Raw genomic sequence first — 17,721 nt, forward strand, 5'->3', positions numbered from 1 at the left:
TAGGAAGCAGGGCGCTGGAGAGCAATCGTCCGGACCAGATCCGGAGAAGAAAGTACTGTCTGATTTTCATGGAATGAGCGCCCCAGTTTGAGTTGATCCGAGGCACTTGTGTTTTGGATGTTGGTTATGGAGACGATTACGGAGACACGCCGGCAGTCGCGTGAAGCCGAGCTTTTGGCAGCGCTGCGTTGCCTAAATTGCATTACCGATCGGGGCCCTTTCCATTATTGGTGTGCAGGATAGGAACAGCCCGGTATTATGTCGAAGCCGCTACGTGAGGCGTTCAGCCACATACATATTGCCGCTACTAGCTCGCGGAACGAGCAAGCATCGCTTATGCGTGTGCCAAGCCGGTGAAAAGCGCTGGCGACTTCGATTGAACTGTAGGGCCTATGCGGGGGCTCCATCACGGGGACGTTTTGGATGGCAAAGACGTTCGCATTTCTCCTCGTTCGCGACTTTACGCTGTCGCCGCTTTCCCTGTTCATCGATACGCTGCGCCTGGCCGGGGACGAAGGCGATCGAAGCCGTCGAGTAGAGTTCGACTGGCAGATACTCGGAGAAAGGGGCTTGCCTATACGCTCAAGTTGCGGACTTGAGCTGCTCCCGACGAGAGCTATCGGGGACCCTGAAGACTTCGACAATATCGTCGTCGTTGGAGGCCTCTTGGACCCCCAACAGAACCTTAGTCAGGAAAAGGAAGCATTCCTGCTGCGCGCCGCAGAGCGCGGAGTGCATATCACGGCGCTTTGTACCGGGAGCTTTGTTCTGGCGCGCTACGGATTGCTGAATGGTTACGATGCTTGCGTTAGCTGGTTTCATATTAAGGATTTCAGGCAGTCGTTTCCCGATGTGCGGGCGCAAGCAGACAGTCTGTATTGCGTAGACCGCAAACGATCGACGTGCGCAGGAGGCACGGGTGCGGCAGATCTGGCTGGATACTTTGTTTTGAAATCAATCGGACCGAGGGCCGCGGAGAAAGCCGCGAAAATTCTGGTAATGGATCGAATTCGCAACAGCTACGACGTGCAACCGGTTGGCGACCTTTTTCCAGAAGCGTCAAGCCGCGCAGTCAAGCGTGCGCTCCTGCTGATGGAGAGCAGCCTACAAGAGAAAATAGCAGTTTCTGATATCGCCGCGAAATTGAACCTCTCGAGGCGTCAACTCGAACGACTCTTTGCGATCGAATTGGGCGTGAGCCCAATGGCCGCCTATCTCGCGGTTCGGCTTCAATACGCAAAGTCGCTACTTGAAGCTACCGACCTCCAGATCGGTGAAATTGGTTTCAGATGCGGCTTTGGCAATGCCGGACATTTCAGCCGGGTCTTCCGCCAACATATTAGGGTTACGCCGACAGACCTCAGAAACCGGTATGCAGCTCCTAAAGATCGATCTCGCAACCCCCCGTACTCCTGACCCGCGACCGTAAACAGAACTGCACTTGCCAATGGACACAGGTAGACCAATCGCCCGCTGGTTTGACGGTTGGCCGGCCAGGCCTTCAGCAGAGCACCGCGAGAACCGAAGTGAGGCGGAGGCGATACAGACCTTGGCAGAGCTGGCTGTCTTCCAGCAATTGCACCAATCGGAGACGGTTTGAACCCAGGCGGGACGCCGGAACTCGCAGTTGTTATCGCTGGACCCCGGTATCCCTCCTGAATGCCATGAATATACCCAGGATTATATACCCCGCTATCAGCAGCGTTGCGGCGGCGATGATGGTAGGGCTGAGCTGTTCCCGGATGCCGCTGAACATCTGCCGGGGCAGTGTCCGCTGATCGGGTGCGCCGAGGAAAAGGACGACAACGACCTCATCCCACGAGGTAAAGAAGGCAAACAGCGCGCCAGAGACAACACCCGGGGCAATGATCGGGAACGTGACTTTCCGAAATACCGTTACAGGTCCTGCACCCAAACTTGCGGCAGCCCGCTCCAGATTCCGGTCGAACCTGTTTAAAACCGCCATAACCGTCAGGACGACAAACGGGCAAGACAACGCCGTATGCGCCAGTATGATCCCGGCATACGAATTTGCGAGGCCGACGGCTTGCATGCTGAAGTACATCGCCACAGCCGTGATGACAACCGGGACAATCATCGGACAAATCACCACTGCCATGACGAGCGAGCGCAACGGCACCCTATGAAAGGCGAGACCGAAGGCGGCCAACGTGCCCAATAGGGTTGCCAAGACCGTTGATGCTGATCCGACAATCAGGCTGTTAAAGAAAGCGTTTCGCCATTGCTCGGAGCCAAAAAGATCCTGATACCATCTCAGCGACCAACTTGGGAGCGGATACGTAAACCAGGGATCTGCGCTGAACGACAGCGGTACGATTGCCACGACCGGAAGAACCAGGAACAGCAGCACAAGAGCGCAGACGGTCAGGAACGCAAACCGTGCTCCCACGGCGGACGCAGAGCGAAACCGTATCATCTTGGCACCAGGCTTACGCGATCGGCGCCGATCAAGCGCACAAAGGCACCGTACATTACGATGGTCGCCACCAGCAGGATTATTCCCAAGGCTGACGCCAGTCCCCAATTCAGCTCTCGATTTGTATAGAGCGCCACGTAGTAGCTGACCATCTGGTCCGTCGACCCTCCGACCAGGGCGGGAATGATGTAGTGTCCCAGCGACAGGATAAACGTGATCAATCCGCCCGCGGCAACGCCAGGCATGCTGAGAGGGAGATAGATCCTCAGGAACGTCACAATCGGCCCCGCGCCAAGCGATCGTGCGGCCCTGACATAGTTCGGTGAAATCGTGGTCATAACGGCAAAAATCGGCAGTATGATGAAGGGAAGCTGGATGTGCACCATCGACAGAATCGTGGCGGTCCGCGTATGAAGCAGCTGCGCCGGCTCTGATATAATCCCGATCAGCCTAAGCGCGTCGTTGACCAGACCATGCGTTTGCAAAAGCACGAGCCATGCGATTGCTCTCACAAGGATTGACGTGGCTAGAGGAATTACGACGAACATCATCACGACGCGGCGACGCACGCCGCTTGATGCCGCCAAAAGGTAAGCAACCGGGTAGCCTAACAGGATCGAAATCAGGGTGACCGTCGCGGCAATGGCGAAAGTTCGCAAGAACACCCACTGAAAAAGCTTTTCGGACGGACCGAGCGGCGTGATCTTTCCATCGGCGCCATATTCGAGATCTGCCGCCTTTGCGAAATGGGTCAGCGTCAGAGAGGCGCTGGCCCGCTTGAGTGCGAACCAGACGTCCGCTTCGCGCCACCGCGAGTCAATGGCGACCAATGCGTCCGCAGCATTGCTGAGTTCCGTATCAGGCAGAGCGCGCGACGTCTTCATTACCAATGTGCGAAGGCCGTCGGACTGCTGGTTGAGGGCTCTGGCCAACGCGCCCACGCTTCGGTCGGCTGTCGCCTGCCGAAGGTCCTGGGTAAATCCCGCGAAGGCCTCTGGGGGTGGCGGGCCGACCCCATTCCAGCTTTTCAGGCCTTCAGCTGTGCGCGGCAGCAGCGCGGCCGTCTCCGCATTGTCAAAGGCGCGGATTGTCATCAAGCCAATCGGCACAACAAAAACAACAAGGAGGAACAGAAACGCCGGCAATACCAACAACACCCCGCGACCGCTCTCGCGCCGCTTCTGGCGTCGAAACTGCTTGCCGATCTTGTTGTCGACGATTTCCAACTCTGTGCTCCTTTGAGATAGCGAGAGTGCGGAGGTATCCTTGCAGATACCTCCGTCCCCTGCAGGGTCACCTGTCAGTTCGACAGCCAGGTGTCAAAACGCTTTCGCACAGCGTCATTGTTGTCGGCCCAAAATTGAGCGTCCGTCTTCAGGACACGCTTGGAATTTTGGGGAGCGGTCGGCAGGTTCTCGAGCGCGGCTGGATCGACCTTGTCCTTGGCCGCGGCCACCGCCGGGGCATAGGAGGTGTATTTGGTCTGCTCTGCCTGGTTCTCAGGCTGGGACGCAAATTTGATGAATTCGTAGGCCGTCTCGAGGTTAGGGGCACCTTTCGGAATCGCCCAGATATCCCAATCCTGGACCTGGCCGTCCCAAACGATTTTAAGATTTGCGCCCTCGTCCTTGTTAGCGCTGTAGATTCTGCCGTTCCACGCAGTGGACATCACAACTTCGCCGGATGCGAGCAGCTGAGGGGGCTGTCCCCCGGCTTCCCACCAAACGATGTCGTTCTTGATGGTATCAAGCTTGGCGAAGGCGCGATCAAGTCCCTCCTTGGTGCCCAACATTTTGTAGACCTGATCAACCGGTACACCGTCTGCAATGAGGGCGAATTCCAAATTTGCCACCGGCCGGCGCCACATGCCACGCTTGCCGGGGTATTTTTTCAGATCGAAGAAATCATTGATGGTTGTAGGCCCATCTTTTAGCTTGTTGGCGTTATAGGCGACGACGGTCGCCAGAATGACGCTTGGAACCCCGCATTCGAAGGCTATCCCGCCTTCAAAGATCTGTTTGCCTTGAAGCTTTGAGTAGTCGATCTTCTCCAGAACGCCGTCATCGCATCCTTGCTGCATACTATAGGAATCGACGTCGACAACGTCCCAGGTTACCTGATTGGACTGGACCATCGCACTGATCTTGGAAATTTCACCCGTCCACTCATCCTCGGTAACCTTCGTGTTGGTCGCGCGTGCAAAAGGTTCAAAGTAGGCCTTCCGTTGACTCATCTGGTAGCTGCCGCCATATGAAACGGCGGTCAGTTCTTTTGCCGAAGCCGACAAGGCGACGCCGGGCAAGCAAAACACCAAGCCTAAGACGGCGAGCTGCTTTATTGGCTCTTTGATTGTTTTTATCATCTCTGTTCCCTTCTCTGGTTCTAAATCATGTCTTGTGACTTAACTTTATTTTGCGGGGAAAATGATGCACTTCTCCTTTCTCATTCTGATCAGAACATCCTTATCTTGTTGGGGTGCCAATTCGGCACTGCTTTTGCTGATGACCTTGATGCCGGCTGCAGTTCTGAGGCTCAGCTGAACGTGGTCTCCGTGAAAAATGCGGTCGATCACCTTGACACCGAAGCAATTGTCGTCACCGGCGGCGCCGTCGGTGCTGATGTTTTCGGGTCTTATCGAGACGAGAACCTGGTCGCCCGCAGCTTCGTCGGCAAGGAAATTGCGACCTTTGAGAAGGCCATCAGGGGTTTCGACAATCGCGCAACCATCTTCGGTCCCACGCAGGATGGCAGGGAATTGATTGCTCTCGCCGACGAAGCGCGCAACAAAACTGTTTCGGGGGTTCTCGTATATGTCGGTTGGGGTTGCGAGTTGCTGTATGGCGCCTTCATGAAACACTGCGACGCGATCGGACATGGTCAGCGCCTCGGACTGATCATGAGTCACGTAGACAAAAGTCGTGCCTAAAGCGGCGTGCAAGGAGCGAATTTCCAGTTGCATCACCTCCCGCAACCTTCGGTCGAGGGCACCCAGAGGCTCGTCCATGAGCACCAGTGAGGGGTTGAAAACCAGAGCTCGCGCCAAGGCCACGCGTTGCTGCTGCCCCCCTGAAAGTTGAGAAGGTTTGCGTTCGGCAAATCCCGTCAATTGAACTTTCACAAGAGCCGCCGAGACCCGTTCCTGTATCTCGGGTTTGGAAAGCCGGCGCACCTGCAATGGGAATGCCACGTTTTCCGCTATCGTCATGTGTGGAAACAGCGCGTAATTCTGAAAAACTATCCCTATGTTTCGCCGTGAGGGCGGCAAGTCATTGATAACTTTGCCGCCCATTTGAATGACGCCCGTCGTGGGATGTTCGAATCCTGCAATAAGCATCAGTGTGGTTGTCTTGCCCGATCCTGACGGGCCGAGAAGGGTCAGAAATTCGCCCTTTTTCAGCTCAAGGTTCAAATCCCTGACGACAAACGTTTTTCCGTCATACGTTTTGCTTACGTTTTTGAAGCTGACGACTGAATCGGCACTAAGCATTTTAGGGATAGCCTAAGAATAGTTGAGGACCAGATGCTTGATCGCGCTCATTTCTTCCATGGCATAGCGCGTTCCCTCGCGGCCTAGACCGGACTGCTTCCAACCTCCGAACGGCATATTGTCGATGCGGAAGATAGGAACGTCATTCACGATCAAGCCGCCAACATCCCACTCTTCAATCGACTGGAACGCACGTCGTAGGTTGTTTGTGAATAGCCCGCCCTGCAGGCCATAGTTCCCCGATGCGGCCCGGTTGAGCGCGTCATCGAAATTATCGAACGGGTTGACGGTCATGACGGGCCCGAACACTTCCTCGCACTCCACCTTCATGGAAGGGGTGGTATTGCTGAGCAACGTCGGTTGAAGCAGAGTTCCGTTGCGGGTTCCTCCGCAAAGCAGTTTTGCGCCGTTAGCGAGAGCCTCTTCCGTCCAGGCCGAGATCCTTTTCGCTGCATCCTCATTGATAACCGGTCCTACATCCACACCTTCAACCAGCGGATCGCCCACGTTGAAAGATCTTACTTTTGCAATCAGTTTCTCGCAGAAGACGTCGTAGATCTGGCGGGCGACCAGGATCCGTTGAACACCGATGCAATACTGACCGGCGTAAACGAGACCTCCGCGCGCACATCGAGCAACGGCAAGGTCGACGTCGGCGTCGTCACAAACAATGACGGCTCCGTTCCCTCCGAGTTCAAGAGCCACCTTCTTACGTCCGGAGATTGACTTGATGTGCCAGCCAACCTTGGCTGATCCGGTGAAGGTGACCATAGCGAAACGATCGTCCCGAACCATCTTCTCGGCCAGGGCGACCGAGCAATGAACAACCTGCAGGGCTCCTTGCGGCAACCCGGCTTCCTCGAACACCTGCAGGAGCAAGGCCGAGGTCAGCGGCGTTTGCGGCGCCGGCTTGAGAACGACACTATTTCCCACTGCGATGGCTGGCGCGACCTTGTGAAGGACGAGATTGAGCGGGAAATTGAACGGCGCAATCGCAAGGATGGGCCCAATTGGAAATCGCCGCGCGATGCCGACACGTTGTCTGCTTGCCTTTAATTCCTGCAGTTGTGCCTTTTCGATGTCGATTCGATGTCCATCGGTTCCTGTGACTTGATATTCATGGACACCGCCATCGACATCGAGGGGTACCTCTTCGCCCACGAACCGGCGAGCTTCCGCGGCCGCATTGGTTAAATTGAAGATGGCTCTCGAAACTTCGCCGCGCGCGTCAAACAATGGCTTTCCAGCCTCGCTTGCTATGGTTGACGCGAATTCGGCGCGACGCCTCTTGATGATTTGGGCAGCGCGATCAAGGATGTCGGCTCTGACGAAGCGTGGTAACGCCTTCATCACGCCGAAGGCCTCCACAGAGGCCACGGTGGCGGCCTCCACGTCATTTTCGTCAGCGATCGGCATCAGGCCGACCGGGGAGCCATCGAACGGTGACCAGATTGTTTCGGAGTTGATGTTGTTCACGAGGTGGTCCTTGACTTGCTACCAGGAGGCTGTCGATCCTCCAACGATGTCAGAACCGCGATTGGCTGGCGTGCTCAATTAGGCGAACCTGGTGATGCCGGAATTAGAACACGACACCGCAGACCCAGCAGCTTACTTTATGATGACGTCGGCAATCATTGCCTTGATGCATTTCAACATCTCGCCGGCAGCACGAGTCAGCGGCCGGCCCCGGGCTGTCAAAACGCAGATCTCCGCCTTGTTCAAGGGTGGCTCGATCAGTTCGACGGCGACAAGCGTACCGGCCTCGATTTCCAGGCGCATTGCCTCGGGTGGTAGGACAGTCACAAGATCACTCTCTTCGACAGCCCGCTTGAGGAGCTGAAGCGAATTGGCTTCAATTGTTGGATTGAGATCGATCGACTGACGCACCGCTTCCCTCTCGATCAGCACCCGTATTCCGAAGCTGCGGTCGGGGAGAGCATAGGGGTGCTTTAGCAGATCTGCGATCGACATTCTTTGACGCCCTGCAAAAGAATGATCAGGCCGCATGACCGCTCGCAATGGCTGGGGCCACCGCATTCGCAGCAGGATCTCACTCTTTTGCGCCGGATTGAGGGTCACGCCGATGTCCACGTTGCTGTGGATTAGAGCTTCGGTCACTTCGTGAGCCCCAACGATATGAACGGCAATTCTGATTCCAGGGAACCGGGTTCGGAACGTTTGTATTGCCTGTGGCAATATGCGCCCTATGGTCGCTTCTACTGCGACAATCGAAACCTTCCCGAGGCGAAGCGCCCCAACATCGTCGATTTCCTTCAGGAACCGCTCTTCATCGAGCAATGCACGCGTTGCATATTCAAACAGAAGCCGACCCTGCTCAGTTGGCGAGACGCCTTTCGTCGTCCGGACTATGAGTGGCGTGCCAAGCGTATGCTCGAGCAAGGCTATTCGTCGGCTGATGGCGCTCGGAGCGATGTGTATCCGGTCAGCCGCCAGCCTGATTGACTTGGCATTGATGACTTCGGTAAAGCACCTAAGAGACTGATCGAGCATTCAGAATATATATATGGGAACGTTCCGGCGAACCAGCGGCTGTCGAATTCGCTTTCCAAGCCGTCTGATGCTGTCGCCCATTGGTCAAATCAGCCAAACCGGATTGGGGAGAGCAGGTTTTTGATCGCCGCCACGATGCTTGCGCTGGTAACGTAAGAGGTCTTGGGGTTGTCATCCATCGGGCGATTTTCAATCCTGATGTGCATGGTGCCTGCTGGGCCCGTGACGGTGATTTCATGGGTGTTCAGGGTGAGTTGCGGGTCGGCGACCAACCTGGCCAGCGGCACGTCAAGCGTCCCGGATGACAGCGCGAGCGCAACCGCGACATTGGCGTTGTTTTTATGGGTCTGGCCTGCCCCGATCGCATCACCGGCGAAGATCTCGATGGGACCAGTCTGCGTTCCCGCCTCAATGCCCATGGCTTTTAGCTCGTTGGACCAAGCGGCGATGGGCTTGCTGCTCTTGTAGTCGATCCTCGTGCCCGGGATGAGCGCGACTGCCGAGATATAATCAAGCGCCCCTATCGCACCGGATGGGATGACGAGCTTCGCAGAATGCAAACTTGCCAAAAGCGAAAGACGCTCGAAAAGATTCCGCTGCGCCAACGCCCCTACCGACGCTGTGATCAGCGATATGCCATTGGCCAGAACAGCGGGAGCATATGCTTCGAGCGCCTCATGGCCTGCAGCCTCGACCACGACGTCCGGGCCAAAGGCGACGAGATCGTCCAAGGTCGAAAGCGCTTCTAGCCGCTTGATGTCTTTCAGTTTTCGGGGAGTCCTGGTCAATGCGGCGTATGCTGTGTCTGCGGGAAGTGCATGGCGGGCGATGTCAATCACCGCTCGGCCTATCGACCCGTAGCCGATTATCGCTATCCTCGGCGGCTTCACATCAAAATTCCCCGGCAAACACTGTTATGCGTTTAGTCTGCATGGTTAGGGGTTTGGTGTTACAATTTCGGCAACGCCGAAATGCTGGATTCCCGGTTCACATTTCATTGGAGCCAGATAGCATGCCGAAGTTCAAGAGAGCTCGGAAGCAGCATGACAAGATTTGTTACAACACCGGATGCCCCAGATGGTCCGTTCTCGCATGCAGCGGTCGTAGGACCTTGGGTGTTCGTTTCCGGCATGGGCGGCATGGATCCTCGGACAAGGGAAGTTGTCTCCGACGATATAGTCGAGCAAACAAAGCAGTCCCTTGCAAACGTCATGGCCATACTGAAGGCGTGCGACTGTCGCCCTGATGATATCGTCAAAGTCGTTGTCTACCTGACAGACATGGCAGACTATGACCGCGTCAACGCGGTGTATCTTAATGCCTTGGCGCCCCACAAACCTGCCAGGACCTGCGTTGCTGTCTCATCGTTGCCAGCGCGCGAGAGGATGAAACTTGATGTTACGGCTTTTTCAGCCAAGTCGAGTTAGGCGCTGTTATTGAGTTCTTTCGGCCGCATCTTGTCCGCTTCGCCTGACGAGCGACGCTAGGAAGTGATTGCAATGTATGCCGCCCTACAAGCAACACGCAAGGGTGGTCCGGAGCTCCCACTCTCGTCATGTCCAGTTAACCCAGCTGGATTGACGCTGCTGGTCAGAGACTCCTGACGAGGACTATGAGGCCCAATAGATCATCTTCCGTCCAGTCGTCCGTGATATCGACCGTCTTTTTGTCCACTGCAGGTAGATGGAAGTGCGGGCAAGCGTCGCTCGTCTCTACGCAAGCTCGGCCTAGTGTACCCACTACGCAACCTTGCAACGAGTGCACGCGCTTCGGCTATGGGCGGCTGGTCATTCGGTTCGGGCGCGAGGGCGAGGCATCAAGTATCAGCCGCGTCTAGCGGCTATACGGGACAAAGACTGGCTGTGCGCAAGCGACGCTCAAGACGCCGAGCGGTAGGATGCGGGCTCCGATCCTGGTCCACGCGAAGCCGAACGCGCAATGGTCGCTGGATTTCGTCCAGAACAGTTCGCCTGGGGCCGAAGGTTACTCGTGCTCAACATCGTCGACGACGTGATGCGCGAATGCTGCGGCAAACCCGCCATGATCTTCTCCGACCACGGCGCCGAGTTCACCTCGAACGCTATCCTCGGCTAGCGAAGGATCATCGGGTGGAACGGCACTACATCGCGACGGGCAGGACGATGCAGAACGGCTATGTCGGGTCATTCAAATGGACGGATGCGCGTGTTGATTTCGCTGAGAAGTGACCTGGGATTTTCACCGAGAACTGACCCACCTTTTATGTATGCTTCGGGTTTCGGGAGGTCAGGCTGTGATCAAGCCGACCCTGATTCCCATCGGTCGTTTCGGCCAGCCTGACGAGGTCGCGTCCTCGCGGTCGACCTCGCCAGGAACGGCTACATGACCGGCAGACGATCAACATCACTGGCGGCTGGCACGTGACTCCTACTGTCCGCACTCGTGTACCAGGAGTATATTGCAGTCCCCTGCCCCGCAAACGGCTCGGTCGACAGTTTCCTTGGGTTGTTTGCGGTTCAGCCCTCGCGTCTCTCATCCGCGCGACGGAATTGGCGCCTTCTTACCGCGGCCCCAAAGGATGAACGCTGAAAGGGCGAGCAGGATGATGTTGAGCGGCACGACCGAGGCCTCACCACGAGACGAATGAAAGATTATCGCAGCCATTTGCAGCAGCACACAACCAAGTGCAGCCAGAACGGTGAGGCGCGGCTGAATTCGAGTCAGTGCAGGTAAAAGGACGCCAAATCCACCCGCAATGTCGATGAGACCCATAAGGCGCAGGAACCATGGGGGCACAGCGCCGGGCCAGACCCACATTGCCGCCAATTGATCGACGGGCATGAACAGTTTCATGCCACCAAATAGGGTAAAGGACGTGAAAACGAGCAATTGGGCGACCCATAGCCCGGCTCTCAGCGGCATCCTTGCTGGCTGTGTAGGCGCAAAATTCAAGGTATTTGACATCTGATAAACTCCATAAGGCTGAAAAGTATCACCTCTCGGGGGAGGCAAGCAGGGAGCCAGCACATACATCGGGCTGGTCGCATTTTTTTCCTGCCTGTTAGAGCGATTTTAGATCGCCACACCACCAAAGAAAGTGATGAAAATTCGCTATAGTCATTCAAACAAATTGATATAGTAGCTGGCACCTTTCATGGCATTCCGGGCAGAATCGTCCTTGTGTCGACGAACTGCGGGCGCCGTTCTTTGTGAGGCGCCTGGCCAACAATCAACGGCAAAGGCAAGACGACTGGCAGAGTTGTGGGGCAGATAGGCTCGAAGCCACCCGCACTCGGCATTGGAATATTGGATCCTGGAATCTTGGTTTGTCTCTGAAAAACGTTCCGATCTTTGGGCATGGCTATGGACGCACTCACCCTCGACCAATTCCTGGTATTCGTTACGGTCGTCCAAGAAGGCAGCTTTGCCGCAGCCGCTCGGCGCATGAACCGGGCGCAATCAGCGATCACCTACACCATTCAGAAACTGGAGGAACAGAGCGGGTTCCCTCTTTTTGATCGCTCCGCATATCGCCCGGTGCTCACGGCGGCGGGCAAAGCCTTGGTACCGCGCGCGCGGCGCATCCTTGCCGACGTCGCAGATTGGCGGCACCAGGCAGAGGGAATTTCAAAGGGGCTTGAGGCACAACTCACCCTGGCGGTTGTCTCCTACGCACCAGCGACCCTGCTGAGCCATGTGCTTGGGGAATTCACCCGGGCTTTCCCTTTCGTCGAAATTCGCATCTTGACCGAAACCTTCGATGAAGCGGCCAAAGCCTTGCGCGATGGAATAGCTGACCTGGGTTTGCTTGCAGAGCGCCAACCTGATGAATTCGAGCGGCGGGTGTGCGGGCGGATCGATCTGGTCCCGGTCGCGGCACCAACGCATCCGCTTGGCAAAATTGACGGGTCATTCAGCGCAACGATCCTGCGGGACTACACCCAATTGGTTATTAGCCCAGCCCCCCAAGTTGACAGTGGGCGAGACTATGGCGTGCATGCAGCCAACCGGTGGCGCGTCAACGACCTTCAGACGAAATACGACCTTGTCCTCGCCGGCGTTGGCTGGGGTTCAATGCCACGGTCACGGGTCGAGGCGGATATTGCCGCCGGACGTTTGATCGAGCTGAGACCAGAAAGCTGGGAGGGCTCTGATTTGATGCCAAGCTTTCCATTGGTTATCGCCTACAGGAAGGAAAAGGCACTTGGTCCTGCTGGAGTATGGCTGATCGAGAAATTTGTTTCCCATAGATAGTTGCGCGAATTGGAGGTCAGTCCGCGAAAAGGTGGTTTTCTCTGATGCTCGTTTGACCGCAAGGGCCTACGGACCGTAGACGGCTTCCTCTGGGCATGTCGAGCAGGCTTTCTACCGAATAGATGGTCACGTCCTCACCATCGCACGAGCCTCAATGACTGGCGCTGTCGGCAGCGGCTATCGGTTCCCTGGCCGGCAGTGTCACCGCCGCGCGCCATCGACTGTGCCGCTCTGCATTCTGGGGTTGTTGTGCCCGCCGTACCGATGTTCCTGCTCTCCGCGCTGCCCGGCTTACATCACTGGCCCTCGCCGTCGAGCGAGGCAAGCTTCATCGACATTCGTCACGATGCGACTGGGCAACTTCCTCAGCCCTGTTCGGACTTCCGGGCAGCTGCTGCAAGCATCGCCTGACCGACGCGCCGGTCGCCTTGGGCGTTCAGCTTTTCGCCAGCATTGCGAATATCGCGGGCTTCCTTGTTTTGGCTGAGCTTGGCTTTGCCCACTAGTCGGGTGATCTCGATCTCCAGTCCCACGATCGCCTTGACCATTGCATCGATAAAGTCCTTGGGCGCGTCACCCATCTTCCACGGGACAGGCTGGGCCGCCTCGTGCCTGCGGGTCAGTCTGGCGACATTGTAACGGACATAGCTCTCGTCGTCACGGACTGTGATCTGTCCGTATGCATGTGCAACGAGGTAGTTCCAGGTCGGCACCTGCCGGTGGAACTCCTGCTTGCTCGGATACCATTGCGGCGAGATATAGGCGTCGGCCGCGCGGAACACGACGAGGACCTCGTCGCCCGCCGACACGTCCTGCCAGACCGGGTTGTTACGGGCGACGTGGCACTGCAGAGCACCGTACCTTCCCTGCGTCCGATTGAGTTCGAAGGGAATGTGATTGGCGTCGAGCCCGCTCCTGCCATGGGTGATCAATACGCCGAGGGCGCTCGTCTCGATCAGATCGTGGAGAGCCTCTTGGCTGGGTTCGTCGAAATGTGGAGGTACATACATGACGGTTCCTTCACTGTGGGTCGGTTTCGGGGTTCATCGAGCAATGCCCGCCGGCAGGCGTTCCAGCGCCTCGACGATCTGACGCTTTGCTACAGCGGAGAGCGGCAGGATCGGGCGCGGAGGTTCGGCGCGGCAAATGTCGAGCAATTCGGCGAGCGCATAGACGACGCGAAGGCTGGAGAACTGCTTGAAGAGATCCCAGATTGGCGTCAGTTCGGAATTGAGACGGCGTGCCTCCGCGGGATCGCCCGCCTGCGACGCCCTGACAATCCTTATGCAGACCTCGGGCAGGATGCCGGCCAGCACGCTGTACCAGGTGTCGGCTCCGGCGATCATGGCCTAAGTTGCATTCCAATCGCCGCTGTAGCCGATCGAAAAGCCTTCCGGCACGATGCTCCTCTGCCCAGCCAGATGGCTCTCGATCGCATCGCTCTTGTCGGTTGGATTTTTGATGGCGACGATCCCCGGCACCTTGGCTAGGCGGCTGACAAGTGCGGGAGTGAAATGGAAATGCGTCGTTCCGGGATTGTCGTAGATGACAATCGGAAGGCCACCTTCGCGCGCGACGACCGAGAAATGTTCGAACACCTCGTCATCGGTGAGCGGGGTGTACGAGACAGCCGGAAGCAACCCCGCGGCAGCGCCGAGGGCCTTGGCGTCCTGCGCAAGCCTTACCGCCTCGTCGGTGCGCAGCGCGCCCACGCCCACCTCGACCGGCGTCTGCCCACCTGCTTCGTCCAAAGCTTCGGCGAGAGCCCGACGGCGTTCCTCGCGCGACAGATACATGTAGGTGCCGGTGCTGCCGAGAAGGCCGATGGAATCGACCTTTGCGGCGCAAAGCCGTGTAATCAGCTTGCGCAGGGCCTTGGTATCGACGAGGCCGTCACGGTCACTCGGCGTGATGGGAAATGCGGAAAGCCCGCTCAGGAATGCCATCGTGTTGCTCCCGATTTCTGCATGGGCGCCAGTGTTGGAAGCGAGATGGGAACCGGCTTATCAGAGTAGGTCCAGCGCCTGCCTCAGATCGGCGATCAAGTCGCCGGCGTCTTCCAGACCGACCGAGAGACGCATGAGGTCCTCTCCGACGCCATTGGCAAGATGAGCATCCTTGCGGATGCTTTTACGGGCACGTGTCAAACTGGCCGGATGGTAGATCAGGCTGTCAGCGTCACCGAGGCTGACAGCTCGAGTGATCAGATTAAGCCGATCCATCATCCGACGTGCCCCTTCGAATCCAGCGTGGAGGCCGAAAGCCAACATGCCTGATCCCTCGGACATCTGCTTTCGGGCAATCGCCTGATCGGGATGCGAGTCGAGGAACGGGAAGCTCACCCATGCCACCGCAGGATGCGCCTCGAGCGCTTGCGCGGTCGAAAGAGCCGTCGCGCTGTGCCGCTCCATGCGGAGCGCGAGCGTCTTGAGCCCGCGCAGGATCAGGAACGCCGAGAGCGGTGACAATGCCGCTCCGGTGATGTAGCGCAGGCCGGTTTCGTGCAGCGTATTGAGTGTCTGTGCGTGACCAAGGATTGCCCCGCCGAGGGCATCGCCATGGCCATTGATGTATTTGGTCAGCGAGTGCAGGACGATATCGGCCCCGTGTTCCAGCGGCCGCTGGAGCGCGGGCGAGGCGAAGGTGCTGTCCACGGCCACCTTTACTCCGCGCGCGTGTGCGCGTTCGGCGATTTCCGCGATGTCGAGGATGCGGCTCAGCGGGTTGACCGGGGTCTCGAAGAAAACAAGCCGGGTCCGGTCAGTGATCGCGTCATCGAGATTGCTTGGCTCGGACAGATCGACCGCGACGACCTTGATCCCAAAACGCGGGACCGCCTGTTCGACCATGGCGAGAGTGTTCGCGTAAAGGGTCTTGTGGACGATGAGTTCGTCGCCCTGGGACAACAGCGACAGGATCAGCGTGCCGAAAGCCGCCATCCCCGAGGCGACGACCAGACCCGCCTCGGCCCCCTCGAGATTGGCGAGCCGTTTCTCAAGGATTTCCGTCGTCGGATTGTATTCGCGAGCATAAAGCCTGCCGCCGAGCGCGGCTGCAGCCTCATTAGCCGCCACGCTCTCGAAGCCGTATGTGGACGTCAGGAAGACCGGAGGCTGGACTGCGTTCGAAAATCCGACCGGATCGTAGCCAAAATGGATTGCGCGGGTGGCGAAGCCGAGATCAGCGTCGCTCTGCGACTGCTCCAGAGCATACATTTTATTTTGATCGGTCGTGCGGGTCATCAGTCTGTGGTGTCCACTTGGATTTTCGGCAGAATGCGCTCAAACTGGTTTATATGAAATGTCCAGTTGGCGACGATTGAATTGGTCCAGTCTCAAGATCCCGGCTTTGCGGGGCGTGTACACGCGATGGGTGCACGCCAGATTTACATGGCGCTACGAGACCAGATTCTTGGCGGTGTTTACGAAACCGGCAGTCACTTGCCGTCCTCCCGGAGTTTGGCGAATGAGCTCGGCGTTTCGCGAACGACGGTCACTGTCGCGTACGAGCAGCTGGCTGTGGAAGGCTTTATCGAAGTTCGACAAGGCGCGCGACCCCGCGTTGCATCATCGCTGCTCGAACACAGCCCGAGCAGCGCGCGCTTAAAACGAGCCGGCCCGGTTAGACTGTCCGCCTACGGCGGGCGCCTGCGCGCCAGTCCGCCCTGGCCGGATTACTTGCCGAACGCGCTGAAGATTGATTTCCGCTACGGTGATCTGGCGCCGTCCGATTTCCCCGCGCTGATCTGGAAGCGCGCCATGAACGTGGCGATGGCGCAACGTCCCGTGCGGCTGGCCTATGATGATCCTCGCGGGTCGCGTCGCCTGCGCCAGGCGCTGCAGAGCTATCTCTGGCGCGCCCGAACGTTGAGCTGCGACCTCGAGCAGATCATCATCGTCAGCGGCTCGCAGCAGGGTCTCGATCTGTGCGCGCGCCTGATGCTCGATCCAGTCGACCGCTTCGTAATCGAAGACCCGTGCTACAGGATGGCTCGCCAGGTCTTTGCCAGCACAGGTGCCTCGCCTGTCTCGGTCGCTGTCGACGAGGATGGGATGAAGACGGAGTTACTCAAAGGAGTCGAGGCGCGGCTGGCCTATGTTACGCCCTCGCACCAGTTCCCGCTGGGCGGCGTCATGCCGATCTCGCGCCGGCATCAGCTCCTGGAATGGGCGCGACGCCACGACGCCTATGTGATCGAGGATGATTACGACAGCGAGTACCGGTACGACATCAATCCGGTGCCCCCGCTGCACAAGCTGGAGGACCGCAGTTCCGTCATCTATCTAGGCACGATCTCCAAGACGCTGTCGCCGATGCTGCGCATTGGCTATCTAGTTGCCCCCCCTGAATTGCAGGACGTCTTCGCGGCGGCCAAACAACTCCTGGACAGGCACTCTCCGGTGGCCGAGCAGGAGGCTTTGGCCTTGCTCATCGAGAGCGGCGCCTATGAAAGCCATGTGCGCCGCGTGCGCCGTCTGAATGGTGAGCGCCGAGAGACCCTGTTGAATGCCCTGCGACACCGATTCGGAGATCGGATCGCCATCGAGGGCGCCGATGCCGGGCTGCACGTTGTCGTCTGGTTCAAGGACCTGTCGCGATCACTGGAAGCACCGCTGATTGAAAAGGCGCGCCGCTCAGGTGTGGGCATACACTCCATTTTCCCCCTCTACGATCGGGAAACGGACGAAGGCCATGCTGACCAGGTCGGGCTAGTCATGGGCTATTCCGCCTTGAGCATACAGCAGATCGAGAAGGGTGTTCGAATTCTGCTGGAGGCTGTCGAACAGGTGAAAGGAGAATTCGCCGAAACCGATGGCCGCGACAGTGGCTTTGGCGCGAGGCGATGACTAAGCCGGCCTTGTGACCATGAGCATCCAGACATGTTCAGGCGTACTGGACTGGGAAAATACCAAGAAACTGGCACTGTTGATAAGACCAGTTCCCCGGCAGAGTTCTCCCGGGACTAGGTCCGTTGCCATGACTCCCCGAAGGGTCGGGGGCAGAGATATAACAGCCCGTGCAGATCCTAAGTCCTGGTTCTCACTTTAAGGCT

14 protein-coding genes and 3 pseudogenes are annotated in these 17,721 nt (G+C 57.7%); 6 read left to right on the top strand and 11 right to left on the bottom strand.

Annotation, left to right across the window (positions count from 1 at the left end):
- Positions 1-423 precede the first annotated feature (423 nt).
- A complete protein-coding gene (locus tag JQK88_RS28130; protein WP_203280134.1) occupies positions 424-1,416 on the top strand; it encodes a GlxA family transcriptional regulator in 993 nt (330 codons plus the stop codon).
- A 214-nt stretch (positions 1,417-1,630) separates the two neighbouring features.
- Here JQK88_RS28130 and JQK88_RS28135 read toward each other — a convergent pair whose 3' ends face one another.
- The 7 genes from JQK88_RS28135 to JQK88_RS28165 all read right to left on the bottom strand — a co-directional run bounded on the left by JQK88_RS28135 (position 1,631) and on the right by JQK88_RS28165 (position 9,325).
- The gene (locus JQK88_RS28135) at positions 1,631-2,437 is read right to left on the bottom strand and encodes an ABC transporter permease (RefSeq protein ID WP_203280135.1); all 807 of its coding nucleotides are present in this window, start codon (positions 2,435-2,437) and stop codon (positions 1,631-1,633) included.
- The gene (locus tag JQK88_RS28140; RefSeq protein WP_203280136.1) at positions 2,434-3,663 is read right to left on the bottom strand and encodes an ABC transporter permease; all 1,230 of its coding nucleotides are present in this window, start codon (positions 3,661-3,663) and stop codon (positions 2,434-2,436) included. The genes JQK88_RS28135 and JQK88_RS28140 overlap by 4 nt, the downstream gene beginning before the upstream one ends.
- Positions 3,664-3,737: 74 nt before the next feature.
- Positions 3,738-4,799 carry a polyamine ABC transporter substrate-binding protein gene (locus JQK88_RS28145; RefSeq protein WP_203280137.1) on the bottom strand — a complete coding sequence of 354 codons (1,062 nt, stop codon included), beginning with the start codon at positions 4,797-4,799 and terminating at the stop codon, positions 3,738-3,740.
- A 45-nt stretch (positions 4,800-4,844) separates the two neighbouring features.
- Positions 4,845-5,924, bottom strand: coding sequence for an ABC transporter ATP-binding protein (locus JQK88_RS28150; protein WP_203280138.1), 1,080 nt, complete (start codon positions 5,922-5,924; stop codon positions 4,845-4,847).
- 12 nt (positions 5,925-5,936) lie between these two features.
- Positions 5,937-7,400, bottom strand: a complete 1,464-nt coding sequence (locus JQK88_RS28155; protein ID WP_312037336.1) for an aldehyde dehydrogenase family protein — start codon at positions 7,398-7,400, stop codon at positions 5,937-5,939.
- Positions 7,401-7,532: 132 nt separating this feature from the next.
- Complete coding sequence (locus tag JQK88_RS28160) at positions 7,533-8,435, bottom strand: LysR family transcriptional regulator (protein WP_192250989.1); 903 nt, start codon at positions 8,433-8,435, stop codon at positions 7,533-7,535.
- Between the two features lie 89 nt (positions 8,436-8,524).
- Positions 8,525-9,325 carry an aspartate dehydrogenase domain-containing protein gene (locus JQK88_RS28165; RefSeq protein ID WP_312037337.1) on the bottom strand — a complete coding sequence of 267 codons (801 nt, stop codon included), beginning with the start codon at positions 9,323-9,325 and terminating at the stop codon, positions 8,525-8,527.
- 153 nt (positions 9,326-9,478) lie between these two features.
- Between JQK88_RS28165 and JQK88_RS28170 the strand changes: the two genes are divergently transcribed.
- The 3 genes and pseudogenes from JQK88_RS28170 to JQK88_RS37560 all read left to right on the top strand — a co-directional run.
- Entirely contained in the window at positions 9,479-9,862 is a 384-nt protein-coding gene (locus JQK88_RS28170; RefSeq protein ID WP_192183223.1) for a RidA family protein, read from the top strand.
- A gap of 326 nt (positions 9,863-10,188) precedes the next feature.
- Positions 10,189-10,460 (top strand): annotated as a pseudogene (locus tag JQK88_RS37555) (IS3 family transposase); the annotation flags it as partial.
- Between the two features lie 3 nt (positions 10,461-10,463).
- Positions 10,464-10,619, top strand: a pseudogene (locus tag JQK88_RS37560) (integrase core domain-containing protein); the annotation flags it as partial.
- Positions 10,620-10,946: 327 nt separating this feature from the next.
- Here the strand turns inward: JQK88_RS37560 and JQK88_RS28180 are convergent.
- Positions 10,947-11,378 (bottom strand): DoxX family protein, encoded by a 432-nt coding sequence (locus JQK88_RS28180; protein WP_203280140.1) that lies wholly within the window; start codon positions 11,376-11,378, stop codon positions 10,947-10,949.
- Between the two features lie 399 nt (positions 11,379-11,777).
- On the opposite strand from JQK88_RS28180, the gene JQK88_RS28185 reads away from it, so the two are divergent.
- The gene (locus tag JQK88_RS28185) at positions 11,778-12,668 is read left to right on the top strand and encodes a LysR family transcriptional regulator (protein WP_203280141.1); all 891 of its coding nucleotides are present in this window, start codon (positions 11,778-11,780) and stop codon (positions 12,666-12,668) included.
- Positions 12,669-13,033: 365 nt separating this feature from the next.
- On the opposite strand, the gene JQK88_RS28190 is transcribed toward JQK88_RS28185, so the two are convergent.
- The 3 genes and pseudogenes from JQK88_RS28190 to JQK88_RS28200 form a co-directional block, all read right to left on the bottom strand.
- Complete coding sequence (locus tag JQK88_RS28190; RefSeq protein ID WP_203280142.1) at positions 13,034-13,678, bottom strand: FMN-binding negative transcriptional regulator; 645 nt, start codon at positions 13,676-13,678, stop codon at positions 13,034-13,036.
- A 33-nt stretch (positions 13,679-13,711) separates the two neighbouring features.
- A pseudogene (locus JQK88_RS28195) lies at positions 13,712-14,614 on the bottom strand (dihydrodipicolinate synthase family protein).
- A 60-nt stretch (positions 14,615-14,674) separates the two neighbouring features.
- Positions 14,675-15,910, bottom strand: coding sequence for a trans-sulfuration enzyme family protein (locus tag JQK88_RS28200; RefSeq protein WP_203280143.1), 1,236 nt, complete (start codon positions 15,908-15,910; stop codon positions 14,675-14,677).
- Positions 15,911-16,036: 126 nt separating this feature from the next.
- Here JQK88_RS28200 and pdxR point away from each other — a divergent pair, with 126 nt between their 5' ends.
- On the top strand, positions 16,037-17,515 hold the full coding sequence (gene pdxR / locus JQK88_RS28205; RefSeq protein WP_203280148.1) for a MocR-like pyridoxine biosynthesis transcription factor PdxR: 1,479 nt from the start codon (positions 16,037-16,039) through the stop codon (positions 17,513-17,515).
- The last annotated feature ends 206 nt before the right edge of the window (positions 17,516-17,721 follow it).

Origin of the sequence: Mesorhizobium caraganae (assembly GCF_016836705.1) — a bacterium.
Classification (GTDB): domain Bacteria; phylum Pseudomonadota; class Alphaproteobacteria; order Rhizobiales; family Rhizobiaceae; genus Mesorhizobium; species Mesorhizobium caraganae.